Genomic DNA, 23,469 nt, shown 5'->3' on the forward strand with positions numbered 1-23,469 from the left:
CACCCACCCGCAGTTAGTAGGCTGCCAGCGTGATTGCGATTCTGGGCACGGGCAAGATGGGCGAGGCCCTGCTGTCCGGTCTGCTGCGCGCCGGGTTCAAGCCCGGCGACATCATGGCGACCAGCCGCCGGACCGAGCGGGCGCAGGCGCTGCGCGAGACGTACGGCGTGCGCACCGTCTCCAACTCCGAGGCCGCCAAGGTCGCCGACACCCTCATCCTGGCCGTCAAGCCGCAGGACATGGCCACGCTGCTGGCCGAGATCGCCCCGTACGTGCCCGCCGACCGGCTCGTGATCACCGCCGCGGCCGGCATCACGACGGCGTTCGTGGAGCAGCGGCTCGGGGTGGACGTGCCCGTGGTCCGGGTGATGTCCAACACGCCGATCAGGTTCGACGAGGCGATGAGCGTGATCTCGGCGGGCGCCCACGCGGGCGAGGAGCACCTCAAGCGCACCGAGGGCCTGCTCAGCCCGGTCGGCAAGGTGCTGCGCATCCCCGAGTCCCAGCAGGACGCCGCCACGGCCCTGTCCGGCAGCGGCCCGGCCTACTTCTTCTACCTGGTCGAGGCCATGGTCGACGCGGGCATCCTGCTCGGCATGCCGCGGGCCGCCGCGCTCGACATGGTCACCCAGTCGATCGTCGGGGCCGCCGTGATGCTGCGCGACTCGGGCGAGCACCCGGTGATCCTGCGCGAGGCCGTCACCTCGCCGGGCGGCACGACCATCGCCGCCATCGCGGAGCTGGAGCGGCACAGCGTGCGGGCCGCGTTCCTGGCCGCGATCGAGGCCGCCCGCGACCGGGGGCGCCAGCTCGCCTCCGGCTGAGAGACCGGCCGGCCTCACTCCTACGATGGGTCGGGTGACGTTACGTCGCGGCATCGCGCCGCTGCTCGTCCTTTTCGTACTGACCGGCTGCTCCTCCGAGTCGCCGCCCGCGGTCCAGGTCGGCGAGGTCGGCCGGGGCCCGGTCACGGAGGTCGTGGAGGCCCCCGCCACGATCGGCGCGCGTGCCTCCGCGACACTGCGCTCGCCCGCCCAGGGCACGGTCGCCAAGCTGTACGTCCGCGAGGGCGACCGCGTGCGCAAGGGCCAGATCCTGGTCAGGATCAGCTCGCCCCAGGCCCAGAGCCAGCTCCGGCAGGCCCGCCAGGCCTCCAAGGCGGCCACCCCCGCGAGCTTCGGCACGCCGGAGGTCCGGCTGCCGTCGTTCGACACCCGGGCGTTCGACCGCAAGGTGGCCGCCCACTTCGCCAGGGCCCGCAAGGAGGCGAAGAAGGTCGAGGACCCGAAGACGCGCTGGCAGCTCCTGAACGCCATCGACCTCGCCCAGGCCCAGCACAAGGCGCAGACCAGGGCCCTGGCCTCGATCACCGCCCAGCTCAACCGCTCGATCAGCGGCCTGATGGCCGGCGTGACCGGCGGGCTGTCCCGCTCCATGGCCTCGCTGCAGGCGGCCTCGAAGTCGCAGGCCAAGGCCGCGGTCAAGGCGGCGGAGAGCACGGTCAGGTCGCTCACGATCAAGGCGCCGTTCGGCGGCGTCGTCACGCTCGGCCGCGCCTCGGGCGGCGGCGGGGCCGGGAGCGGCGTCGAAGGGCTGCTCAGCCGGTTGCCCGGCGGCGGGCAGCAGCTCCCGTCCCTGCCGTCGACGGGCGGCTCCACCTCCGGCAGCCCGGTCGTGGCGGGCGTCCCCGTCTCGGCGGGCGACTCCATCGTCACCGTCACCGACGTCTCCGAGCTCACCCTGGACGCCGACGTCGACGAGACCGACGTGCTGCTGGTCAAGAAGGGTGTGCGGGCCGGCGTCGAGCTGGACGCGGTGCCCGGCGCCACGTACACGGCCGTGGTGACCGGCATCGGCGTCACCCCCATGGAGGGCACCACGGGCGGCGTCAGCTACCCGGTGCGGCTCACACTCGGGCCCGGCGCCTTCGACGACGGCTCCAAGGCGCCCACCCCCAAGCCGGGCATGAGCGCCGTCGCGCGGCTGACCGTGCGCGAGTCGCCCTCCGCCGTCTCGGCCCCGGCCTCGGCCATCGTCTCCAGCGGGCGCGAGAGCGTGGTCTGGGCGATCAGGAACGGCGCCGCGGAGCGCCGCGTGGTCAAGCTGGGGGCCCAGGGAGACGCGGTGGTCGAAGTGCTGAGCGGGCTGTCCGTGGGCGACCGGATCGTGGTCAAGGGCGCGGACTCCGTACGGCAAGGGCAGCGGATCCCATGACGGCCGCCATCGAGGCGGTGGACCTCACCCGGCGCTACCAGCTCGACGGCGTGGCCGTGGAGGCGCTGCGCGGCGTGTCACTCCGGATCGACCAGGGCGAGTTCGCCGCCATCGTCGGGCCTTCCGGCTCCGGCAAGTCCACGCTCATGCACCTGCTCGGCTGCCTCGACCGTCCCAGCTCGGGCGTGCTCAAGGTCAACGGGGTGGAGATCTCCGGATTGTCCGACACCGAGCTGGCCGAGCTCCGGAACAAGACCATCGGCTTCGTCTTCCAGTCCTTCCACCTGCTGGCCAGGACGTCGGCGCTGGACAACGTGGCGCTGCCGCTGGTCTACCGGGGGGTCGGCCGGGCCGAGCGGCGCGCGCGGGCCCGTACGGCGCTGGAGGCGGTCGGACTCGGGCACCGGCTGGAGCACCGGCCGTCCCAGATGTCGGGCGGCGAGCAGCAGCGCGTCGCCATCGCCAGGGCGCTGGTCGGGGAGCCCAAGGTGCTGCTGGCCGACGAGCCCACGGGCAACCTCGACACCGCCAACGGGGCCGAGGTCATGGGCATCCTCGACCGCCTCAACGGCGAGGGCGGGGTGGCGGTGGTGCTCGTCACGCACGAGCCGGAGGTCGCCGCCCACGCCCGGCGGCAGATCCACGTACGGGACGGATTGATCGAGAAGGACACAACGTGAGGTCCAGCGAAGCGTTCGCCATGGCGCTGGAGGCTCTGCGGGTGAATCGGCTGCGCAGCGCGCTGACCATGCTGGGTGTGATCATCGGCGTGCTGGCCGTGGTGATCCTGGTGGCCATCGGCACCGGCGCGAAGGACGAGATCGAGAAGCAGATCTCGGGCCTCGGCACGAACATCATCCTCGTCGTCCCCGGCCGCATCAGCCTGGGCGCCGCCCCGACGCAGAGCAAGCTGGGCCTGGCCGACGTCGCCTACCTGCGGCGCGTGGTGGGCGACCCGTCGAAGGTGACGGTCTCGCTGCAGTCGGGCGAGACCGTACGCGTCGGCAGGGCCGAGGCCTTCGTCACGGTGATCGGCACCGACCAGAACCTCGTCAACATCTTCGAGCGCCCCCTGGACAAGGGCCGCCCGCTGAGCGAGACCGACGTGGACACCCGGCGCAGGGTGGCGGTGCTCGGCTCGGAGGTGGCCGACCGGCTGTTCGGCGACCTGGACCCGATCGGGCGGCAGGTGACGGTGGCCGGGGCCAGGTTCCGGGTGGTGGGCGTGTACGCCGAGATCGGGCAGACGTTCGGGCTCTCCCGCGACCAGGAGATCCACATCCCGGTGACGACGGCGCAGCGGCTGCTCGGGATCGAGCGGATCAACGGGCTGGCGGTCGGCGCGTCCGGGCCGGACGAGATCGATCCGCTGTCGGAGAAGGTGACCGCGGCGCTGCGGGCGCGGTATCCGGGCGAGCAGTTCTCGGCGGTCACGCAGACCGCGCTGCTCGGCACGATCGGCAGCGTGCTCGGCATGCTCACCGGCGTGCTGGCCGCCATCGCGGGCATCTCGCTGCTGGTCGGCGGCGTCGGTGTGTCGAACATCATGCTGGTCAGCGTCCGCGAGCGCACCCGGGAGATCGGTCTGCGCAAGGCGCTGGGAGCCAGGCAGCGCGACATCCTGGCCCAGTTCCTCATCGAGGCGGTGCTGCTGACCACGATCGGCGGGCTCGCCGGGATCGTGCTCGGGGTGGGCGGCTCGCTGGCCATCGCGGCGTTCACCGAGGTGCCGGCGTCGATCACGTGGTGGTCGATCGCGCTGGCGTTCGGGGTGTCGGCGGCGGTCGGGGTGTTCTTCGGCGTGGCGCCGGCGCGGAGGGCGGGCCGGCTGGACCCTGTCATCGCCCTCCGCGCCGAGTGATCTCAGGCGTCCCGCTTCTGCATCAGGACGGCCCCCGCGATCATGGCGATCACGACCCAGACGACGTAGACGCCGAACCCGTCCCACGGGCCGAGCGAGCTGCCGCCCCGGGGCATCACGATCTGCGAGCCCGCGTTGGTGGTGAAGTAGTCGGACACGGTCTTGCCCCACTGCCCGGGCAGCATGGTCGTCACCTGCGGCAGGACCAGCATCAGCGCGATGGCCGAGACGATCGCGCCCGGCGTGTGCCGGATGAGCGTGCCCAGCCCCAGCCCGAACAGCCCGCAGGCGGTCAGGTAGAGACCGCCCCCGAGCACGGCCTGGACCACGTCACCCGTCTCCAGCGACGGCGGCTGGATGACCATCAGGCTGACGAGGAGCGAGGCCGCCGAGGCGACCGTGCTGACGACCAGCGACACCGCCGTGAACACCACGATCTTGCCGGTCAGCAGGCTCATGCGCTTGGGCACGGCCATCAGCGACGTGCGGATGCCACCCGTGCGGTATTCGCTGGAGATGACCAGCACGCCCAGCGTGGCCATGGACAGCGAGGCGAACATGGTGCCGACCAGCCCCATCATGATCGCCTGCGGTGCGTCGATCGGCCCGTCGGCCGAGTTCTTCGCGGCGATGCTGATGAGCGCGCCCATGCCCAGCATCAGCAGCGCGGTGACGGCCAGCGTCCACACCGTCGAGCGGACCGAGCGGATCTTGGTCCATTCGGACCTGAGGATGTCGATCATGACGAGAACTCCAGGCTGTCCTTGGTGAGCTCCATGTAGGCCGCTTCGAGCGAGGGCTGCACGAACGTCAGCTCCTCCAGCGGGATCCCGGCCCGCGCGGTGAGGGTGCCGATCTCGAGCGTGTTCATCGCGGTCACGCGCAGGTGGTCGGGGTGCAGCTCGCCGACCTTGACCAGCTCGGCCACCTCGGCCAGGCGGGGCGAGCGGACCCGTACGTACCCCTGCGAGCTGCGCCCGATGAACTCCTGCACGCTCGTGTCGGCGATGAGCCGCCCCTTGCCGATCACGATCAGGTGGTCGGCCGTCTGCGCCATCTCGCTCATCAGGTGGCTGGAGACGAACACGGTCCGGCCCTCGGCGGCCAGCTTGCGCATGAACGTGCGGATCCACAGGATGCCGTCGGGGTCGAGCCCGTTGACGGGCTCGTCGAAGATCAGGATCTCCGGGTCGCCGAGCAGCGCCGCGGCGATGCCCAGCCGCTGCGACATGCCCAGCGAGAAGCCGCCGACCCGCCGCCTGGCCACCTCACGCAGGCCCACCGCGTCCAGCACCTCGTTCACGCGGCCCGCGGGGATGCCGTTGCTCTGGGCGATGGCCAGCAGGTGGTTGTACGCGCTCCGGCCGCCGTGCACGGCCTTGGCGTCCAGCAGCGCGCCCACCTTGCGCAGCGGATGCCTCAGCTCCCCGTACGGCCGGCCGTCCACGAGCACCGAGCCGCCGGACGGCCGGTCGAGCCCGAGGATCATGCGCATGGTCGTCGATTTGCCGGCCCCGTTCGGCCCCAGGAATCCGGTCACCTGGCCCGGCTCGACGTCGAAGGACAGGTCTGAGACGGCCGCGGTGCCGCCGTAGCGCTTGCTCAGGTTCGTAGCTCGTATCGCGCTCATGATCCCAGCGTGCCGTCGCGCGTGCCCGGTTTCCTCCTGCCCGGGAACCGTCTCCGGCGAGGGGGTCTGGGAGCGTGGTCCTACTCTCCTGGGCGGATCAACCCCGCCTCATATGCCACGATCACGGCCTGCGCCCGGTCCCTGACGCCGATCTTGGCGAACAGGCTCGTCACGTGGTTCTTGACGGTCGAGGGGGAGACGGACAGGTCCTGGGCGATCTCGGTGTTGGACCTGCCGCGGGCGATCAGCACGAGGACCTCCCGCTCGCGGTCGGTCAGCCCGTCCAGCTCGGCGGGTACTTGCCTCGGGCGGGACACGTGGATGAATGCACCGATCAGCCGGGTCAGCAGGCGCGGCGCGACGGCCGACTCGCCCCGGTGCACCACGCGCACCCCCTCGATGAGCTCCTCGGGGGAGACGTCCTTGGGCAGGAACCCGCCGGCGCCCGCCCTGAGCGCCGCGACCACGTTCTCGTCCAGGTCGAACGTGCTCAGCGCGAGCACCCGCACCTCCGGCAGCTCCGCGGTGATCAGCTCGGTCGCGCGCACCCCGTCGAGGCCCGGCATGTGCAGGTCCATCAGCACCACGTCGGGCCGCAGCCGCCGGCACAGCTCCACCGCCTCGGCCCCGTCCGCGGCCTCGCCGACCACGCCGAGGTCGGGCTGCGCGTCGAGCATCAGCCGGAAGCCCTTGCGGACCAGCTCGTGGTCGTCCGCCAGCAGTACCTTGATCTTCACGGCGCCTCCAGGGGGATGCGGGCGTGCACGCGGAAGCCTCCTTCTGGGCGGGGCCCGGTCGAGAGCTGGCCGCCGCATAACGCCACCCGCTCGGCCATGCCGCCGAGCCCGAACCCCGGCGTGCCGCCGCCCGCCGCCAGGCCGTCGTCCACCACCTCGACCTCCACGGCCCGGGGCTCGTACGCCAGCCGCACGCTCGCCCTGGCGCTGGTCGCGTGCTTGCGGGTGTTGGTCAGCGCCTCCTGCACGATCCGGTAGACGGCGTGGTCGACGGTCGCGGGCAGGGCGACGGGCTCGCCGGTCACGACCAGGCTGGCGGGCAGCCCCGCCGACTTCGCCTCCTTGATCAACGAGGGTAGCCGGTCCGCGCCCACCCCGGTCGCGGCGTCGGGGCCCTCGCTGCCGTCGGCCCTGAGCACGTCCAGCAGGCGGCGCATCTCCGACATCGCCTGCCGGGCGGTCTGCTCCGCGCTCTCCAGCGCGTTCCTGGTGACCTCCTGCTCGGGCGGGAGCGTCGCCCGCGCGCCGCCGACCAGGGCGTTGATGACGGTGATGTGGTGGGCGACCACGTCGTGCAGCTCCCTGGCGATGCGCCGCCGCTCGGCGCGCACGGCCGCGTCGGCGGCCTCGCGCCGGCCGCGCTCGGCGAGCTCGGTCCTGAGCCGGACGATCAGCCCGATCCCCACGGGCACGCCGACGGAGAACAGGGAGATCACCCAGCCGCCGGTGATCTGCCTGAGCACTTCCGCCGCCGTCGCGTACGCGGCGAACACCGCCGCCGTCGCGATCGCGGTCGTGCGGCCCGCGGTGTAGCGGCCCACGCTGTAGAGCGCGATGGACGCGGCCACGCCGCTGTTCAGCGCCGTAACGGTGGCGATGCTCGCGATGTCCACAGCGGTCACCAGCGCGACGGTGACGAGCGGCCTGCGGCGGCGCATGAGCAGGAACGGCATGCCCGCCAGGTAGAACACCGCGCTCGGGACGGATGTCATGTCGCCCCGGCGAAGCATGAAGAACAGCGCGATCAGGGCGGGAAGGGAGAGCACGACCACGAGCGTCGTGTCGAAGACCCTGGGGCGTCTGAAGTAGCGCACGATCTTGAGGAAGGTTCGCCGCACGCTACGACCCTAATCATGAAATTTCTAGATCGGCTGGCTGGCCCTGGACTACAACGTCGCGTCTGCCCTGGGGTAACGTCGCCCCAAGGGCCAGGGAGAGGACAGGGATGAGCCGGTCGGCGCGGGTGATCTGGGACGACGCTCTCACCTCCTACAACTTCGGCCCGAGCCATCCGCTCGCCCCCGTGCGCGTCGAGCTGACCATGGCGCTCGCCCGCGCGCTCGGCGTGCTCGACAAGGTCGAGATGGCCGGCTGCGAGCCCGCGACGGACGCCGAGCTGGCCATGGTCCACACGAGCGACTACATCGAGGCCGTCAAGCGCGTGTCCGCCTCCGGGCGGCCCGACCTCGGCGCCGGGCTCGGCACCCCGGACAACCCCGCGTTCCAGGGCGTGCACGACGCCTCCGCGCTGATCGCCGGCGCCTCGCTGGCCGCCGCCCGCGCGGTCTGGGAGGGCTCGGCCGAGCACGCCGTCAACGTCGCCGGCGGCCTCCATCACGCGATGCGCTCCGCCGCGAGCGGCTTCTGCGTCTACAACGATCCCGCGCTGGCCATCGCCTGGCTGCTGAGGCAGGGGGCCGGCCGCATCGCGTACGTGGACGTGGACGTCCACCACGGCGACGGTGTCCAGGCGGCCTTCTACGACGACCCCAGAGTCCTGACGATCAGCCTGCACGAGAGCCCGCGCACGCTGTTCCCCGGCACCGGCTTCCCGGAGGAGACCGGCGCGGAGGGCACGTCCGTCAACGTCGCGCTCCCCGCTGGGACCGGCGACTCGGGGTGGCTGCGGGCCTTCCACGCGGTCGTGCCGCCGCTGCTGCACGAGTTCAGGCCGGAGATCCTGGTCACCCAGCACGGCTGCGACAGCCACGCGCTCGACCCCCTGGCCAACCTGATGCTCAGCGTCGACGGCCAGCGGGCCGCGTACGCCGCCCTGCACCACCTGGCCCACGAGACCGCCGGCGGCCGGTGGATCGCCACCGGCGGCGGCGGTTACGAGCTGGTGCAGGTGGTGCCGCGGGCGTGGACCCATCTCATCGCCGAGCTGGCGGGTCACCCGGTCGATCCGGCCACCCCGACGAGCGAGAGCTGGCGCCAGTTCGTCAGGGAACGTACGGGCGAGACGCCGCCGCTCACGATGACGGATGGCCGCAATCCGGAATTTCGTGACATCTCTGGTGGTTATGACCCAGCGGACCCCATTGACCGTGCTGTCATGGCGACCCGACATGCGGTGTTCCCCCTGCACGGCCTCGATCCAATGCCCTAACGAGGAAGTGCTGTGCTTAGCCGCGACCAACTACGAGAGCACCTTGTCCAGACTCGAATAGCCGGCGACGTCGCGACCCCCCGAGAGAACAACCTCGACCACTACAGTTCGCTCGCCAACGGCGACCCGCACTACAAGCTGGGCCTGACCTTCGACCAGCCGTGGTCGTACCGCGACATCCTGGCGCTGATGGCCAAGTCGGCCGGCGTGGTCTCCGACCCCGACCACCGCTGGGGCCAGGACACCATCGACCCCGAGCTGGTGATCGACGCGCTCGACGACATGGCCGAGTCCATCGCCGCCGTGCTGTCGCGGGAGAACCCGCGCGTCCTGCTCGCCACCGGGCACCCGACCGGGCTGCTCGCCGTGCACCTGCCGCTGGCGCGGCTCTGCGCCGAGCGCGGGGCCGAACTGCTCGCGCCGGGCGAGGGATGGTCGTACTCCGGGCCCAATTTCGGGCGTCGGCGGAAGATCCGCTATTTGCAGGATGTCGCCATGCTCGACGACCGGGGCGCGTTCGTGCACACCCACGACGCCACGCCCATGTGCCACATGATCGACGAGCTCGGAGGAGAGCTTCCTGACCTCGTGATCGCCGACCACGGCTGGGCGGGAGCGGCGGGAGAGGCCGGTGCGCACACAGTGGCGTTCGCCGACAGCAACGACCCCGGACTCTTCCTCGGCGAGGCCGAAGGAAAGATTGACGTGGTCGTCCCGCTCGATGACAATGTGCTACCGCGCTTTTACGCTCCGCTGACAGAGCGGATCGTCACTCAGGTCTCACGAGCCCTTTGAGTCGAATTCGGCCCTCCCGATACCGTCTTTTCGCGCCTGCATTCCAAGAGGCTCGCTGTCCCTTTGCCAACTTTTGATGGGGCTCCGGCGACTCTTATGTGTGGCAACTTGGACAGTTCCAACGTCCAGGTGAGGTGCTCTGCCCGGCTGCTCACCAGCGATTTCGCTGGTTCGGCTGACAGGCGGCTCCGGCGACTGAGAAACTAGGGGGTTTGCGCACCCGGAGTCCCGACTTACGCTGACGGCAGTACACGTGCGTGAGCAATGGCACCAGTGGGGATAACCCGGAAACACGTGCGGAAGAGGCGTCCGATGGGTGCAGGCGAAAGACCTCTCAGTGAGGTGAAGTTCCTGACCGTCGCGGAAGTGGCGACGGTCATGAGGGTGTCCAAGATGACGGTGTACCGGCTCGTCCACTCTGGCGAGTTGCCGGCCATCCGTGTCGGCCGGTCGTTCAGGGTGCCTGAGCAGGCGGTACACGACTATCTGCGGGAGGCCTACATCGAGGCAGGCTGAAGTAGCGACGTGACCCGTCATGTCGTGAATGTCGTGAAAGCTGTCCCGGGAGGGGCCCGGCCGCCGGAAGGCGCGACCGGGCTCTCACCCCCCGGTGGGGCGATCCACCGTCGATCGCCGGTAGTCTGTGAGCCGGTGTGCGCTCGCACTCCGGTCAGACTTGCTATCAGTACCTGGGGGTCCCGTGGGCTCTGTGATCAAGAAGCGCCGCAAGCGGATGGCTAAGAAGAAGCACCGCAAGCTGCTCAAGAAGACGCGCATCCAGCGGCGTAACAAGAAGTAACTTACGCAGCTGCGAGGCGCTGATGACCCACACCGTGCTGGTCACCGGGGTCTCGCGCCATATCGGCGCCCGGGTGGCGAGCATTCTCTCGTCCGACCCGGACATCAGCCGCGTCATAGGAGTTGACACCGTGCCGCCCCCCTGGCTAACACGGGACGGCGGCATCTCTCTCGGCCGGACTGAGTTCGTTCGGGTGGATTTGCGCAGCCCTGACATCGCTCAGGTGATCGCGGCTGCCGACATCGACACCGTTGTGCACATGAGCCTGGTCAGCGCTCCGTCGAGGAGCGGTGGCAGGGCCGCCATGAAAGAGCACAACGTGATAGGCACCATGCAACTGCTCGGTGCCTGCCAGCGGTCGGCGACCGTGCGGCGCGTGGTGGTCCGTTCCACCACCGCCGTCTACGGCTCGTCGCCGCGGGATCCCGCGGTGTTCACCGAGGACCTGGAGCCCCACGACGGCCCCACCCACGGCTACGCCAAGGACGCTGTCGAGGTCGAGGGCTACGTCCGGGGCTTCGCCCGGCGACGTCCCGACGTGACGGTGTCGATGCTGCGCTTTGCCAACTTCATGGGTCCCGGCGTCGACTCGCCGCTGACTCGTTACTTCTCCCAGCCGGTGCTGCCGACCGTGTTCGGCTTCGACCCGCGACTGCAGTTCATCCACGAGGACGACGCGGTCGAGGTGTTGCGCCGGATGGCGACGGAGGAGCACCCCGGCACGTTCAACGTGGCCGGGGCAGGCGTGCTGCTGCTGTCGCAGTGCGCCAGGCGGGCGGGCCGGCCTTCGATGCCGCTGCCCTCGCCCGCGTTCAAGATGCTGGGCAACGCCGTACGCAGGATCGGGCTGGTCGAATACTCGCCCGAGCAGGTCAGGCTGATGTGCCATGGGCGCGCGGTCGACACCTCCGCGCTGGAGGCGGCGCTCGGATGGAAGCCCAAGTTCACGACCGGGGCGGCGTTCGACGACTTCTTGCGCTCGCACGGCCTGCACCCGCTCGGAGGTGTGCGGAGTTGAGCGTTCCCCAGGAACAACAGGACGCGGTGGTGATCCCGATCAGCGCGGCGCCGTCGTTCGAGGAGCCCGATCGGGTGGCCAGGCTGCTGGCCTTCCTGCGCAGGCGCGTCGACGGCGACTACGAGGTCGACGAGTTCGGCTACGACGCCGAGCTGACCGACAAGGTGGTCCTGGAGCTGATCAGGCCGCTCTACACCGACTGGTTCCGGGTGGAGACGGTCGAGCTGAAGAACATCCCCGACGAGGGCGGGGCGCTGGTCGTCGCCAACCACTCGGGCACGCTGCCGGTCGATGCGCTGATGCTGCAGGTGGCCCTGCACGACGAGGCCGCCCGGCCGCTGCGGCTGCTCGGGGCCGACCTGGTCTACCAGCTCCCGGTGCTCAGCCACCTGGCCCGCAAGACCGGCCACACGCTGGCCTGCCCCGAGGACGCCGACCGGCTGCTGCGCAAGGGTGAGCTGGTCGGGGTGTTCCCCGAGGGCTTCAAGGGCGTCGGCAAGGCGTTCGGCGACCGCTACCGGCTGCAGCGGTTCGGCCGCGGCGGCTTCGTGGCCTCGGCCATCCGCGCGGGGGTGCCGATCGTGCCCACCGCGATCGTCGGGGCCGAGGAGATCTATCCCAAGGTCGGCGATCTGAAGTTCCTGGCCAGGATGCTCGGGCTGCCCTACCTGCCGATCACGCCGTTCTTCCCGCTGCTCGGGCCGCTCGGGCTGGTGCCGCTGCCGTCCAAGTGGATGATCGAGTTCGGCGAGCCGATCCGCACCGACGAGTACGAGCCGTCCGCGGCCGACGACCCGATGGTGGTCTTCAACCTCACCGACCACGTACGCGAGGTCATCCAGCAGATGCTCAACGAGCTGCGATTGCGCCGAGGACACGCCTTCCCGCCCTTCGTGTGAAACCTGCGGGGTGCCTCCGGTGTTCTACGGGCGACAAAGACAAATTCGCCAAAACATCGGGAGGAATCCCATGGATCTTCAGCTTTCCGGCCGCGTCGCCGTTGTCACGGGCGCGTCCAAGGGCATCGGACTGGCCGTGGCCACCACCCTGGCCGAGGAGGGCGCCCACGTCGTGGCGGCCTCGCGGACCCGTACGGACGAGTGGCCCGACAAGGTCGTGCACGTGCCCGTGGACCTGATGGACCCCGAGTCGCCCGCGCGGGTCGTGGCGCGGGCCGTGGAGGAGTTCGGCGGGGTGGACATCCTGGTCAACAACGCCGGCGGCCCGCCGCCCGGGGCGACGCTGCCGCGCGCCGGGTTCCTGACGCCTTCCGACGAGGACTGGGCGGCCATGATCGAGTTCAACCTGTTCGCGGTCGTACGCATGATCCGGGCGGCCCTGCCCGTCATGCTGGAGCGGGGCGGCGGCTCGATCGTCAACGTCTCCTCCACCATGAGCAGGCAGGCCGGGCCCGTCAACGTCGACTACGGCGCCGCCAAGGCGGCCGTGAACCAGCTCACCAAGTCCCTCTCGGAGGAGTACGGGCCCCAGGGCGTCAGGGTCAACACGGTGATGCCCGGCGCGGTGCTGACGGACTGGTGGACCAAGGAGGGCGGCGCGGCCGAGGTCTTCGCGGGCATGGCCGGCTCCGACAAGGAGAGCGTGATCAACGAGGTCGCGCCCACCATGATGAAGATGGTCACAGGTCGGCTCGTCCACCCGCAGGAGGTCGCCGACGCGATCGCCCTGCTCGCGTCGCCGCGCTCCGGCAGCACCGCCGGCGCCGAGTTCGTGATCGACGGGGGTCAGCTCAAGGAGCTGTGAACCCTCTGGGCGGGTTGTGGCAAGACATCCGTGACCGATCCCCCCAAAGAAGGGCGGAGATGATCACGCAACCCGCCACCAGGGGTGCGGATGCGGAGCTCGTGAGCGCCTCGTGGACCGAACCCGAGGCGTTCGCCGAGCTCTTCGACCGCTACTCCGCGATGCTCTACCGGTACGTCTCCAAACGCCTCGGCCCAGAGCCGGCCGAGGACCTCGTCGGCGAGACGTTCCTGGTCGCCTTCTCACGCAGGAAGAGCTACGACCTGGCGTACCCGGACGCCCGGCCGTGGCTCTTCGGCATCCTCACCAAGCTCATCTCCCGGCACCACCGCAAGGAGGCGGCCCGTTACCGGGCCCTCCTGCGCGCCCCTGTCGACTCCGACGTGGAGTCGCCCGCGGACCGGGTGGCCGCCGGGGTCACCGCCCAGGCCGTCCGCGCCGAGCTGGCCGGGGCCCTCGCGGCGCTGCCCGCCAAGGACCGGGACGTGCTGCTGCTCATCGCCTGGGGCGATCTCACGTACGAGGAGGTCGGGCGGGCGCTCGGCATCCCCATCGGGACCGTGCGCTCCCGCCTCAACAGGGGCAGGCGGAAGGTGCGGGCCGCACTCGGCGACACCAACCCCATGGAGGAGGAGTGACGATGGACGACCTGAAGCTGCTCCGGGACCTCGGGGAGGAGATCGGGCACGAGCCGCCCGCGACGCTCGTCCGCCAGCGCGACCGCCTGCTGCGCGCGCGTCCCCGCCGCCGGTGGGGCGGCTGGTGGACGGCGGGGCTGGTCGCGGTGGCCACGGCGAGCGCCGTCGCCGTGCCCGCCGTGCTCGTCAGCGGCCGGCACACGGCCGCGCCGCCCGCCGGTTCGCAGGCCGTGGACATGAGCGGCACGCGGAACGTGCTGGTGATCGGCTCCGACACCCGCGAGGGCGACGGCAACGCCAAGTACGGCCCCATGCAGGCCAGACAGAACGTCGGCAAGCGGTCCGACACCATCATGATCGTCAACGTCCCGGCCGACCGCGACCGCGCCACCGTCGTCAGCGTCCCGCGCGACTCGATGGTCCAGATCCCGCGCTGCGACTCGTCGCCCGCGAGGTTCGGCATGATCAACTCCGCGTACGACACCGGCGGGGCGGGCTGTCTCAAGCGCACGCTGGAGTCTCTGACCGGGCTGCGGATCCAGCACTCGGTGGAGGTGGACTTCTCGGGCTTCAAGGGCATGGTGGACGCGCTGGGGGGCGTCGAGGTCACGCTGCCCAAGGCCGTGGACGACAAGGCGTCGAAGCTCAAGCTGTCGGCCGGCAAGCACCTGCTGAACGGGGAGGCCGCGCTGGGCTACGTTCGGCTGCGGCACTACGGCGACGGGTCGGACGTCCAGCGGGTGAAGCGGCAGCAGACCCTCGTGCTGGCGATGCTGAAGAAGGCCAGGTCAGGGTTGTCCTCGCCCGAGCGGCTCAAGCCGTTCCTGGAGATGATGCGCAGGTCGGTCAAGACCGATCTGAACCTGGAGTCGATGTACGAGCTGGCCACCGAGCTGTCGGGCACCAAGCTGGACCTCACGACGATCCCGTGGGAGCCGTATCCGGAGGACAGGAACCGCCTGCAGTGGAAGCAACCGGAGGCCGAAAAGCTCTTCAAACGCCTCGGAGGGTGACGACTCGCCGTAACGGCTAGATCGAGTTGCGGTAGTGGCGGCGGAGGGCGATGCCGGCGGCGATGCCGCCGGCTATGGCGCCCACGCCGGCCGCGATGGGCAGGGCCGTCAGGGTGGCCTTGCGGCCGGTGCGGAAGTCCTTGATGGGCCAGTCGTGCTTCCTGGCGTGCTCCCGCAGCTCGCTGTCCGGGTTGATGGCCACCGCCGAGCCCACCAGCGACAGCATCGGCAGGTCGTTGGCCGAGTCGCTGTAGGCCGTGCAGCGGGTCAGGTCGAGCCCTTCGCGGCGGGCCAGGGCCCGCACCGCCTCCGCCTTGGCGGGACCGTGCAGGAGGTCGCCCACCAGGCGTCCCGTGTAGATCCCGTCACGGGTCTCCGCGACCGTGCCGAGGGCGCCGGTCAGGCCGAGCCGCTGCGCGATGACGCGGGCCAGCTCCACGGGGGTGGCGGTGACGAGCCAGACGCGCTGGCCCGCGTCCAGGTGGCTCTGGGCGAGGGAACGGGTGCCGCCCCAGATGCGGTCGGCCATGACCTCGTCGTAGATCTCCTCGCCGAGGCGTACGACGTCGTCGACCTTGGCCCCGGCCACGAACGCCAGCGCCGTCTCCCTGGCGACCGCGATGTGCTCGGGGTTCTCGTTGCCGCGCAGCCTGAACACGGCCTGCCCGACCGCGAACTTCATCAGGTCGGACGTCGTGAACATGCCCCGCGTCGCCAGCCCCCTGGCGAAGTGGTAGATCGAGGCCCCGCGCATCATCGTGTTGTCGACGTCGAAGAACGCCGCCGCCTGCAGGTCCGGCTCGACCGGGGCGACGGTGGCCGCCGCCTGCGCCGCGGCCTCGCCGGCGGCCTCGGGCGCCATCTCGTGTCGTCGTCGAATAAGCCGCCACATGGCGCTCAGCTTACTTTCCTAGTCAGGCGCGACCAGACCCTCGATGTAGTCAAGGTATCCCTCCGCCTGGGCAAGTTGTGAGTCGTCGAGCTGCGTGAGTATCGGCCCGACCACCTTCTTCTGGTCGCGGGCGAAGGTCTTGATCTTAGGGGAGCGCGGCTCCGCCCGCTCCAGCCTGCTGATGCCCGAGCGCGTCGACTCCTCCATGTCCTTCAGCGTCCTGCCGACCAGCGGGCCGCCCTCGGCCGAGCCGAGCAGGGTGGCGACCTCTTTGGCCCGGGTCTTGGCCGAGTCGAGCTCGCGTTCGCCACGTTCGGCGTCGTCGCTGCTGAGGCGTACGAGCGTGCTCTCCGCGGCGCGCTTGAGCGGGTAGAGGGAGTCTCCCGGCACCGACTGGTACGTGGCGAAGGAGGAGACCATCAAGGCCGCCGCCAGCCCCAGCGTGGCCAGCTGCGACAGCAGCGGCCGCCGGCGCGCCGGACGGCGGTGGGCGGGTGCCTCCGGCTCGGGCGCTTCCAGGAGCGCGCCGGACAGGATCTCCGCGCGCAGCCGCTCGCGGAAGGCGGGCTCGGGCATGCCCCCGAGCGGCAGGCTGCGCAGCTCCGCGAGGTGCTCGAGCACGAGCTCCCGCTCCCTGCGCGCCCTACCCATGACAGCTCCCTGACTGATCCGGCAGTGACATCTGAACAACGAGATGCGGATGGGGGAAGTTACGCCAGATCGTGCTTAAGTGCCCTGGCCAGCGCCCGGACGGCGCGGAACTGCAGCGCTTTGATCGCTCCACTCTTCTTCCCCATGATCAGCGCGGTTTCCGCGAGCGAGAGGCCGTGCAAAAAGCGCAGGACCACACACTCCTGCTGCTCGGGATTGAGATCTCGTACGGCACGCAGCACCCTGTCGTTGATGATCGCATTGACCACGGCGTTCTCAGGGATGTGCGAGCCGTCGAGCGGTACGTCGATGATCTCGCCCGTCGGGATCTCCAGCCGGTAGCGGCCGGACTTGAAGTGGTCGGTGACCAGGTTTCTGGCGATGGTCACGAGCCACGCGCCGAAGTCGCGTCCCTGCCACGTGAAGTCGCCGATCCTGCGCAGCGCGCGCAGGAAGGTCTCGCTGGTGAGGTCCTCGGCTAATTGATGCGATCCCACCCGGAAGTAGATGTAGCGGTAGACGAGATCCACATACCGGTCGTAGAGCGTGCCAAAGGAATCGGTGCAGCCACTTTTGGCGTGCAGCACCAGCGTGCGAATGTCGTCGGGCACTTCTTCGCGCACGGCGGGCTCGCCCGTCCGGGCAGGCACAGCGACCGTTGGCGCAAGCAGCCCGGCGAACGGTGACGAGTCAGGCATCCGGTATCCCTAGGGGTAAGGGGTGCGGCGTGCTCGAACACTCTAGAAATCAACCGGAAATTCCACAATCCACAGCGTGCTGGCATGACTAGGCGTAATCGGCAGATACCGTGTCTCCCGACCCGTTCCCTCTTCGGCTACCGGTCTGGGAGGTTCGTCCGGCAGCATTGGAGTCATCATGGAGATCCTCGTTGCCGTCATAGCTTTCGCCGGTGCGCTCCTGGCCGCGATCGCGGTGGGCGCCCTGATTCAACGACTTCGCGACGAGCCTGAGGGGTGGTTGATCGCCTGGACCGTTGCAGTCGTGTCTCTTTGCCTGTCACTGGCCGTGATCGGCATCGGCTACGTCTTCGGGTTCGGCTCGGTCACGTTCCGGATCTACCAGATCACGGGATCGCTGCTGGCGCCGCTCTGGCTGGCCGTCGGCATGGTCCAGTTGCTGGGGGAGAAGGCGCCGCCGAGGTTCCTCGCGTGGCTGATCGGCATCGCCCTGACGATCGTGTCGGTGGCCATCCTCATCTTCGACCCGCTCAAGAGCGAGGAGATGGGCAAGTCGCTGCCGACGGCCGCCAACTTCTGGGCGATCATCCCCGACAAGCTGCTGCTCGGCGTGCACGTCGTCGCCGTCCTGATCATGCTCGGCATGCTCGTCGTGGCGGGGATCAAGTGGCGCCAGGGTGACGAATACGACACCGACAACCTGCACGCGTCGGCGGTCATCGTCCCCTCGGGGATGGCGCTCGTGGGCGCGATGAGGTTCACGGTGCCGGCGCTGTTCACCACGGCGCTGCTCGCCGTCGCCGCGGCGGCCGTCTGGTACACCGTGCTGCGGCCCCTGGCGCCGTACGAGGACGACGACGAGGACGACTTCGACTCCGACCGCGACGAGCGCCCTTCGCGCCGGGACGATCGCTCTCAGCGTCGCGAGGAGCGCGCGCAGCACCACGACGAGCGCCCCATGTTCCGCGACGAGGCGCCCATGCAGCCCCCGCCGGGCCCCAGGGGCATGCCTGAGCCCGTTCCCGGCGGTCCCGGGCTCCCGCCCTCCCCGCCGCGCAGGTCGTCGGGCCTGGGCGATCTGGTGGCCGAATACCGCGCGGGCGACCAGGGGGTCGACTACGCCGCGCGCATGGCGCCGCCGCCCGACTCGGGGCCCTCGACCGGCTACATCATGAACGGCGCGCCGCCCGCCGCGCAGGCGCCGCCCCAGCGCCCCGACTTCGCGATGCCGGGGACCGGCGCGGTCTACCCGGGCGCCGAGCTGTTCTCGCCCGCCCCGCAACAGCAACAGCAGCCCGGCTCCGGCAAGCCCTCACCGACCATCTACGGCCTGCTCACCGTCTTCACGATCATGGACGGGGCCGGGGAGGCGTTCGACCGGCTGGCCGAGGCGACCGTCGAGGCCGTGCGCCGCGGCGAGCCCGACACGCTCGTGTACGCCTGCCACGCGGTCAAGTCGGCCCCCCTGCAGCGCATCGTCTACGAGCTCTACCGCGACGAGGTCGCCTACCGCGACCACCAGCGCCAGCCCCACGTCGAGAGGTTCGTCAACGAGCGGCAGGCGATGGTGCTGGCCACCAACGTCATCGAGCTCAACGTCAACGCCGCGAAGGTGGTGCCGCTCCCGACGGTCACGTACTGAGGGCCGCCCGCAGCCGGGTCTCGTCGACCCGCCAGAAGTCGTGCTGCACGCCGTCGATCAGCGTGACCGGGATCATCTCCCAGTACTTCTCCTGAAGCTCCTCGGAGGACTCGATGCTGATCTCCTCCCACGGCACCCCGAGCTCGCCCGCCACCTTGGCGATGATCTCTCGCGCGTCCTCACACAGGTGACAGCCGGGCTTCCCGAGCAACGTGATGCGATGCATGGGCACACGCTACCGCCGCGACTTTGTGCATCGGTTCACAAAGGGATTAACCTGAAAGACGGTTCGATTCCGTTCACGCGGTCCCCACACCGCCCGTCCCCTGGAGCTCCGGCACGTGAAGAGCCCGTCCCAGCCCCGTGACCGCGGCATACCCGAGGCGACGGTCGCCAGGCTTCCGTTGTACCTCCGGGCGCTGCACGGGATGGCCGAGCGGGGCATCGCGACCGTCAGCTCCGAGGACCTGGCCGTCGCCGCCGGCGTCAACTCGGCCAAGCTCCGCAAGGATCTGTCACACCTCGGCTCGTACGGCACGCGCGGCGTAGGCTATGACGTCGAGTACCTCGTCTACCAGATCTCCCGCGAGCTCGGCCTGACGCAAGACTGGGCGGTCGCGATCGTCGGAGTCGGTAACCTCGGCCGCGCGCTGGCCAACTACGGCGGTTTCGTCTCCAGGGGCTTCCGCGTCGCGGCGCTCGTGGACGCCGACCCCGGAGTCGTGGGCGACACCATCGCGGGGTTGAATGTTGAGCACATCGACGAACTGGAAGCCGTCATCAAGCGGCGTGGAGTCTCGATCGTGGTTCTGGCGACACCGGCGGCAGCGGCGCAGGAAGTGTGCGATCGTGTGATTTCCGTGGGCGTGACCAGCATCCTGAACTTCGCCCCAGTTGTGCTTTCCGTCCCGGACGGCGTCGATGTCCGTAAAGTCGACCTATCTATCGAACTGCAGATTCTCGCGTTCCACGAGCAACGCAAGGCTGGGGGGCCACTCATGGCGGTGGACAGTCAATGAGTGTTCTGGCTATCGGACTCAGCCACCGGACCGCTCCGGTGGCGCTTTTGGAGCGCGTCTCGATCACGGGTGACGCGCTCGCCAAACTCCTGTACGACGTGCAGCAGGATCCCTGCGTCGCGGAGGCCATGGTGGTCTCGACCTGCAACAGGGTCGAGGTCTACGTCACGGTCGACCGCTTCCACGCCGCCGTCACCGCCGTCAGCGGCCTGCTCGGCGTCCACTCGGGCGTCCCGGTCGAGGAGCTGACGCCGCACCTCTACGTGCACTACGAGGAGCGGGCCGTCGAGCACCTGTTCTCCATGGTGTGCGGGCTCGACTCCATGGTCCTGGGCGAGGGCCAGATCCTCGGCCAGGTCCGCCAGGCGCTCAAGCTGGCGCAGCGCCACGGCACCGTCGGCGCCACCCTCAACGAGCTGGTCCAGCAGGCGCTGCGGGTCGGCAAGCGGGCGCACCACGAGACCGGCATCGACAAGGCGGGCGCCTCCCTCGTCTCCGCCGGCCTGGCCCTGGCGGGCGACCTGGCCGGGCGGCGGGCGCTGGTGGTCGGGGCGGGCTCCATGAGCTCGCTGGCCGCCGCCACGCTGGCGCGCGCCGGGGTCACCGACATCGTGGTGGCCAACCGTACGTACGAGCGCGGCGCGCGGCTGGCCGAGTCCGTCGGCGGCCGTGCGGTGGGCTTCGCCGCCGTGGCCGACGAGCTGGCCGGGGCCGACATCGTCATCACCTGCACGGGCGCCGGGCGGCACGTCATCACGCCCGACATGCTGAGCCGGCCGGCGTTCCTGCTGGACCTGGCGCTGCCGCACGACATCGACCCGGGCGTGCGGGCCGTCCCCGGCGTTACGCTGGTGGACCTGGAGACCATCCAGGAGTCCGGGATCGGCTCCCGCGGCGGCGACGCCGTCGAGTCCGTCCGCGCGCTCGTGGCCGAGGAACTGCGCGCCTACCTCGACGCGGAGCGGGCCGCCAAGGTCACCCCGACCGTGGTGGCGCTGCGCAGCAAGGCGGCGAGCGTGGTCGAGTCGGAGCTCGGCCGCCTGCTCATGCGGGTGCCCGACCTCGACGAGAAGGCGCGCGACGAGGTGGCCATGACCGTGCAGCGGGTCGTCGACAAGCTGCTCCACGAGCCCACGGTGCGTGTCAAGCAACTCGCCACCTGCCCGGGCGGCGATCATTATGCGGAAGCGCTGCGTGAGCTGTTCAATCTCGATCCGAAGATGCCCGAGGCCGTGAGGGAGGTGGAGCTGTGATGTCGGGAGCTCTGCGGCTGGGGACGCGCCGGAGCCTGATGGCCACCACGCAGTCCCAGATGGTGGCCGACGACTACACGCGGCTCACTGGGCGCGCGGTCGAACTGGTGGGCGTCACGACGTTCGGCGACGTGACCAAGGCCCACCTCGCGCAGCTCGGCGGCACGGGCGTGTTCGTCAGCGCGCTGCGCGACAAGCTCATGGAGGACGAGGTCGACTTCGCCGTCCACTCGCTGAAGGACCTGCCGACCAAGCAGGACCCGCGCTTCACGCTGGCGGCGATCCCGGCCCGGCACGACCACCGCGACGCGCTGGTCGGCCCGCGCAAGTTCGCCGACCTGGCGCCCGGCGCCCGGGTCGGCACCGGATCGCCGCGCCGGGTCGCCATGCTGAGCGCGCTCCGGCCCGACCTGGAGTACGTCCCGATCCGCGGCAACGCCGACACGCGTATCGGCAAGGTAACCTCAGGTGAGCTCGACGCGGTCGTGCTGGCCTCGGCCGGCCTGACCAGGATCGGCCGTGACGCCGAAATCGCACAGATCTTCGAGGTTGAGGAGTTGCTGCCGGCTCCCGGTCAGGGCGCGCTGGCCGTGGAGTGCAGGTCCGACAGGGCCGACCTCATCGAGTTCCTGAGTGTTCTCGACGACCCGCGCACGCGCTCCGCGGTGACCGCCGAGCGAGCCGTGCTGGCGGCTCTCGAGGCTGGTTGCGCCGCTCCGGTGGGTGCTTTCGCGGCCGATGACGGGCACACTCTGAACCTGACCGCCGTGGTCGTCGCCATCGACGGCCGCGAGGCGGTCCGCAAGTCCACCGCCGGATCTCCTTCGGAGGCCGCGAACCTGGGCCGCCTCCTGGCGGCCGAGATGATCGCCGAAGGAGCCGACAGATTGATGGGGGAGCATTCCCATTGAGCTCCGATAGTCCAACCTCCGGATTCGTCGCCTTCGTGGGCGCGGGACCCGGCGATCCCAACCTGCTCACGCTCCGCGCCGCCGAGCTGCTCGCCAAGGCCGACGCCGTGGTGCTCGGCGACGAAGAACACCGCCCCTTGCTGCGCCACTGCCGCGAAGGCGTCGAGGTCGTCGAGGACGACCTGGTCAAGCGGGCCAAACACGGCCAGCTCGTGGTGCGCCTGTGCGAGGGCGACCCGATGCTGTTCTCCTCGATCACCGAGGAGGTCGCGGCCTGCGCCGCGGCGGAGGTGGACTTCGAGATCGTTCCCGGCGTGCCGCCCGCGACCGCCGTCCTCACCTACGCGGGCATCCCGGCCGCGAGCGGCGTCCCCGAGTTCCGGGTCGTGGACGCCGCGCAGGACCAGGACTGGGCCGCGCACGCCGCCTGCCGCGGCACCCTGGTGATCTACAACGGCATCGGCGACGCCGTGGCCATCGGCAAGGCGCTCATCGCGGGCGGCAAGCCCGACACCACGCCCGTCGCGGTCAGCAGCGGCGGCACCACCACCGAGCAGTACACCGTCGTGTCCTCGCTCGGCCGGCTCCAGCCCGACCTCAAGCACGCCGGGTTCACCGAGCCGGCGCTCATCGTGGTCGGCGAGGCCGTGGGGCTGCGTGACAAGCTGTCGTGGTTCGAGACCAAGCCGCTGTTCGGCTGGCGGGTGCTGGTGCCTCGCACCAAGGAGCAGTCGCGCAGCCTGTCCGAGCAGCTCGTCGCGTACGGCGCGGTGCCCGAGGAGGTGCCGACCATCTCGGTCGAGCCGCCCCGCACGCCGCAGCAGATGGACCGCGCCATCAAGGGGCTCGTCACGGGCCGCTACGAGTGGGTGGCCTTCACCAGCGCCAACGCGGTCAAGGCGGTGCGCGAGAAGTTCGAGGAGTACGGCCTCGACGCGCGGGCCTTCGCCGGCCTCAAGGTGGCGGCCGTGGGCGAAGCGACCGCGCAGGCCCTGGTCGAGTTCGGGGTCAAGCCCGATCTGCTGCCGTCGGGGGAACAGTCCTCCGAGGGGCTGGTGGCCGAGTGGCCGCCGTACGACTCGATGCTCGACCCGATCAACCGGGTGCTGCTGCCGCGGGCCGACATCTCCACCGACACGCTGGTGGCCGGGCTCACCGAGCTGGGCTGGGAGTGCGACGACGTCACCGCGTACCGCACCGTGCGGGCCGCGCCGCCGCCCGCGCCCATCCGCGAGGCGATCAAGGGCGGCGGCTTCGACGCCGTGCTCTTCACGTCCTCGTCCACCGTGCGCAACCTGGTGGGCATCGCGGGCAAGCCGCACAACGTCACGGTGATCGCCGTCATCGGGCCGCAGACGGCCAAGACGGCCGAGGAGTTCGGGCTCCGGGTCGACGTGATGGCCGACAAGCCGTCGGCCTCCGCCCTGGCCGCCGCGGTGGCCGAGTACGGGGCCAAGCAGCGCCAGGCGGCGCTGGCGGCGGGCGACACCCCGCGCCGGCCGTCGCAGAACCGCCGGGGCGCCAGGAGAAGAGCCAGGTGAATTC

The 23,469-nt window shown here is 70.4% G+C and carries 26 protein-coding genes; 18 read left to right on the plus strand and 8 right to left on the minus strand.

What is annotated here, in order from left to right; translation table 11 throughout:
• Window positions 1–29: 29 nt before the first annotated feature.
• From proC to ABZX61_RS58885, 4 genes are read left to right on the plus strand one after another with little or no spacing between them, the layout of a single operon-like run.
• On the plus strand, window positions 30–824 hold the full coding sequence (gene proC / locus ABZX61_RS58870; protein WP_350739738.1) for a pyrroline-5-carboxylate reductase: 795 nt from the start codon (window positions 30–32) through the stop codon (window positions 822–824).
• 34 nt (window positions 825–858) lie between these two features.
• Window positions 859–2,214: an efflux RND transporter periplasmic adaptor subunit gene (locus ABZX61_RS58875; RefSeq protein WP_355210210.1), complete on the plus strand. Its 1,356-nt coding sequence runs from the start codon at window positions 859–861 to the stop codon at window positions 2,212–2,214.
• Entirely contained in the window at window positions 2,211–2,894 is a 684-nt protein-coding gene (locus ABZX61_RS58880) for an ABC transporter ATP-binding protein (protein ID WP_355210213.1), read from the plus strand. Before ABZX61_RS58875 ends, ABZX61_RS58880 begins: the two co-directional genes overlap by 4 nt.
• Window positions 2,891–4,075, plus strand: a complete 1,185-nt coding sequence (locus ABZX61_RS58885) for an ABC transporter permease (RefSeq protein WP_350739745.1) — start codon at window positions 2,891–2,893, stop codon at window positions 4,073–4,075. The genes ABZX61_RS58880 and ABZX61_RS58885 overlap by 4 nt, the downstream gene beginning before the upstream one ends.
• Before the next feature lie 2 nt (window positions 4,076–4,077).
• Here ABZX61_RS58885 and ABZX61_RS58890 read toward each other — a convergent pair whose 3' ends face one another.
• From ABZX61_RS58890 to ABZX61_RS58905, 4 genes are all read right to left on the minus strand, one after another.
• Window positions 4,078–4,818 (minus strand): ABC transporter permease subunit, encoded by a 741-nt coding sequence (locus ABZX61_RS58890; protein ID WP_355210216.1) that lies wholly within the window; start codon window positions 4,816–4,818, stop codon window positions 4,078–4,080.
• Window positions 4,815–5,705 (minus strand): ABC transporter ATP-binding protein, encoded by an 891-nt coding sequence (locus tag ABZX61_RS58895; protein WP_355210219.1) that lies wholly within the window; start codon window positions 5,703–5,705, stop codon window positions 4,815–4,817. Before ABZX61_RS58895 ends, ABZX61_RS58890 begins: the two co-directional genes overlap by 4 nt.
• An 80-nt stretch (window positions 5,706–5,785) precedes the next feature.
• Window positions 5,786–6,442: a response regulator transcription factor gene (locus ABZX61_RS58900; protein WP_350739754.1), complete on the minus strand. Its 657-nt coding sequence runs from the start codon at window positions 6,440–6,442 to the stop codon at window positions 5,786–5,788.
• Complete coding sequence (locus ABZX61_RS58905) at window positions 6,439–7,560, minus strand: histidine kinase (protein WP_350739757.1); 1,122 nt, start codon at window positions 7,558–7,560, stop codon at window positions 6,439–6,441. The genes ABZX61_RS58900 and ABZX61_RS58905 overlap by 4 nt, the downstream gene beginning before the upstream one ends.
• Before the next feature lie 107 nt (window positions 7,561–7,667).
• On the opposite strand from ABZX61_RS58905, the gene ABZX61_RS58910 reads away from it, so the two are divergent.
• The 9 genes from ABZX61_RS58910 to ABZX61_RS58950 all read left to right on the plus strand — a co-directional run bounded on the left by ABZX61_RS58910 (window position 7,668) and on the right by ABZX61_RS58950 (window position 14,858).
• On the plus strand, window positions 7,668–8,831 hold the full coding sequence (locus ABZX61_RS58910) for an acetoin utilization protein AcuC (RefSeq protein ID WP_350739760.1): 1,164 nt from the start codon (window positions 7,668–7,670) through the stop codon (window positions 8,829–8,831).
• Window positions 8,832–8,843: 12 nt separating this feature from the next.
• A complete protein-coding gene (locus ABZX61_RS58915) occupies window positions 8,844–9,626 on the plus strand; it encodes a phosphatase (RefSeq protein WP_355210223.1) in 783 nt (260 codons plus the stop codon).
• Between the two features lie 312 nt (window positions 9,627–9,938).
• Window positions 9,939–10,142: a helix-turn-helix domain-containing protein gene (locus tag ABZX61_RS58920; RefSeq protein ID WP_026214222.1), complete on the plus strand. Its 204-nt coding sequence runs from the start codon at window positions 9,939–9,941 to the stop codon at window positions 10,140–10,142.
• A gap of 184 nt (window positions 10,143–10,326) precedes the next feature.
• Entirely contained in the window at window positions 10,327–10,425 is a 99-nt protein-coding gene (locus ABZX61_RS58925) for an AURKAIP1/COX24 domain-containing protein (protein WP_018654693.1), read from the plus strand.
• 22 nt (window positions 10,426–10,447) lie between these two features.
• Window positions 10,448–11,443 (plus strand): NAD-dependent epimerase/dehydratase family protein, encoded by a 996-nt coding sequence (locus ABZX61_RS58930; RefSeq protein WP_355210226.1) that lies wholly within the window; start codon window positions 10,448–10,450, stop codon window positions 11,441–11,443.
• The gene (locus tag ABZX61_RS58935; RefSeq protein ID WP_355210228.1) at window positions 11,440–12,342 is read left to right on the plus strand and encodes a lysophospholipid acyltransferase family protein; all 903 of its coding nucleotides are present in this window, start codon (window positions 11,440–11,442) and stop codon (window positions 12,340–12,342) included. Before ABZX61_RS58930 ends, ABZX61_RS58935 begins: the two co-directional genes overlap by 4 nt.
• A gap of 70 nt (window positions 12,343–12,412) precedes the next feature.
• Window positions 12,413–13,207, plus strand: a complete 795-nt coding sequence (locus ABZX61_RS58940) for an SDR family NAD(P)-dependent oxidoreductase (protein ID WP_355210231.1) — start codon at window positions 12,413–12,415, stop codon at window positions 13,205–13,207.
• A gap of 59 nt (window positions 13,208–13,266) precedes the next feature.
• Window positions 13,267–13,845 carry a sigma-70 family RNA polymerase sigma factor gene (locus ABZX61_RS58945; protein ID WP_185069958.1) on the plus strand — a complete coding sequence of 193 codons (579 nt, stop codon included), beginning with the start codon at window positions 13,267–13,269 and terminating at the stop codon, window positions 13,843–13,845.
• Between the two features lie 2 nt (window positions 13,846–13,847).
• The gene (locus tag ABZX61_RS58950; RefSeq protein ID WP_355210233.1) at window positions 13,848–14,858 is read left to right on the plus strand and encodes an LCP family protein; all 1,011 of its coding nucleotides are present in this window, start codon (window positions 13,848–13,850) and stop codon (window positions 14,856–14,858) included.
• A gap of 16 nt (window positions 14,859–14,874) precedes the next feature.
• On the opposite strand, the gene ABZX61_RS58955 is transcribed toward ABZX61_RS58950, so the two are convergent.
• From ABZX61_RS58955 to ABZX61_RS58965, 3 genes are read right to left on the minus strand one after another with little or no spacing between them, the layout of a single operon-like run.
• The gene (locus ABZX61_RS58955) at window positions 14,875–15,750 is read right to left on the minus strand and encodes an HAD-IB family hydrolase (RefSeq protein ID WP_350739774.1); all 876 of its coding nucleotides are present in this window, start codon (window positions 15,748–15,750) and stop codon (window positions 14,875–14,877) included.
• Window positions 15,751–15,768: 18 nt separating this feature from the next.
• Window positions 15,769–16,401 carry a DUF5667 domain-containing protein gene (locus ABZX61_RS58960; protein WP_355210236.1) on the minus strand — a complete coding sequence of 211 codons (633 nt, stop codon included), beginning with the start codon at window positions 16,399–16,401 and terminating at the stop codon, window positions 15,769–15,771.
• 59 nt (window positions 16,402–16,460) lie between these two features.
• On the minus strand, window positions 16,461–17,099 hold the full coding sequence (locus ABZX61_RS58965; RefSeq protein WP_350739779.1) for a sigma-70 family RNA polymerase sigma factor: 639 nt from the start codon (window positions 17,097–17,099) through the stop codon (window positions 16,461–16,463).
• Window positions 17,100–17,277: 178 nt separating this feature from the next.
• Here ABZX61_RS58965 and ABZX61_RS58970 point away from each other — a divergent pair, with 178 nt between their 5' ends.
• Window positions 17,278–18,741, plus strand: a complete 1,464-nt coding sequence (locus ABZX61_RS58970) for an antibiotic biosynthesis monooxygenase (RefSeq protein WP_355210240.1) — start codon at window positions 17,278–17,280, stop codon at window positions 18,739–18,741.
• Here the strand turns inward: ABZX61_RS58970 and ABZX61_RS58975 are convergent.
• Window positions 18,731–18,967: a glutaredoxin family protein gene (locus ABZX61_RS58975; RefSeq protein ID WP_192789467.1), complete on the minus strand. Its 237-nt coding sequence runs from the start codon at window positions 18,965–18,967 to the stop codon at window positions 18,731–18,733. The genes ABZX61_RS58970 and ABZX61_RS58975 overlap by 11 nt on opposite strands.
• A 115-nt stretch (window positions 18,968–19,082) precedes the next feature.
• Here ABZX61_RS58975 and ABZX61_RS58980 point away from each other — a divergent pair, with 115 nt between their 5' ends.
• Genes ABZX61_RS58980 through ABZX61_RS58995 form a run of 4 tightly spaced genes read left to right on the plus strand, consistent with a single transcriptional unit; the run spans window position 19,083 to window position 23,465 of the window.
• Window positions 19,083–19,760 carry a redox-sensing transcriptional repressor Rex gene (locus ABZX61_RS58980; protein WP_350739785.1) on the plus strand — a complete coding sequence of 226 codons (678 nt, stop codon included), beginning with the start codon at window positions 19,083–19,085 and terminating at the stop codon, window positions 19,758–19,760.
• The gene (locus ABZX61_RS58985; protein ID WP_350739787.1) at window positions 19,757–21,013 is read left to right on the plus strand and encodes a glutamyl-tRNA reductase; all 1,257 of its coding nucleotides are present in this window, start codon (window positions 19,757–19,759) and stop codon (window positions 21,011–21,013) included. Before ABZX61_RS58980 ends, ABZX61_RS58985 begins: the two co-directional genes overlap by 4 nt.
• A complete protein-coding gene (gene hemC, locus ABZX61_RS58990) occupies window positions 21,013–21,924 on the plus strand; it encodes a hydroxymethylbilane synthase (RefSeq protein WP_355210244.1) in 912 nt (303 codons plus the stop codon). The genes ABZX61_RS58985 and hemC overlap by 1 nt, the downstream gene beginning before the upstream one ends.
• Window positions 21,921–23,465 carry a bifunctional uroporphyrinogen-III C-methyltransferase/uroporphyrinogen-III synthase gene (locus tag ABZX61_RS58995; protein ID WP_355210247.1) on the plus strand — a complete coding sequence of 515 codons (1,545 nt, stop codon included), beginning with the start codon at window positions 21,921–21,923 and terminating at the stop codon, window positions 23,463–23,465. The genes hemC and ABZX61_RS58995 overlap by 4 nt, the downstream gene beginning before the upstream one ends.
• Window positions 23,466–23,469: the final 4 nt, after the last annotated feature.

It is taken from the genome of Nonomuraea sp. NPDC003709 (assembly GCF_040610775.1).
GTDB classification, from domain to species: Bacteria; Actinomycetota; Actinomycetes; order Streptosporangiales; family Streptosporangiaceae; genus Nonomuraea; species Nonomuraea angiospora_A.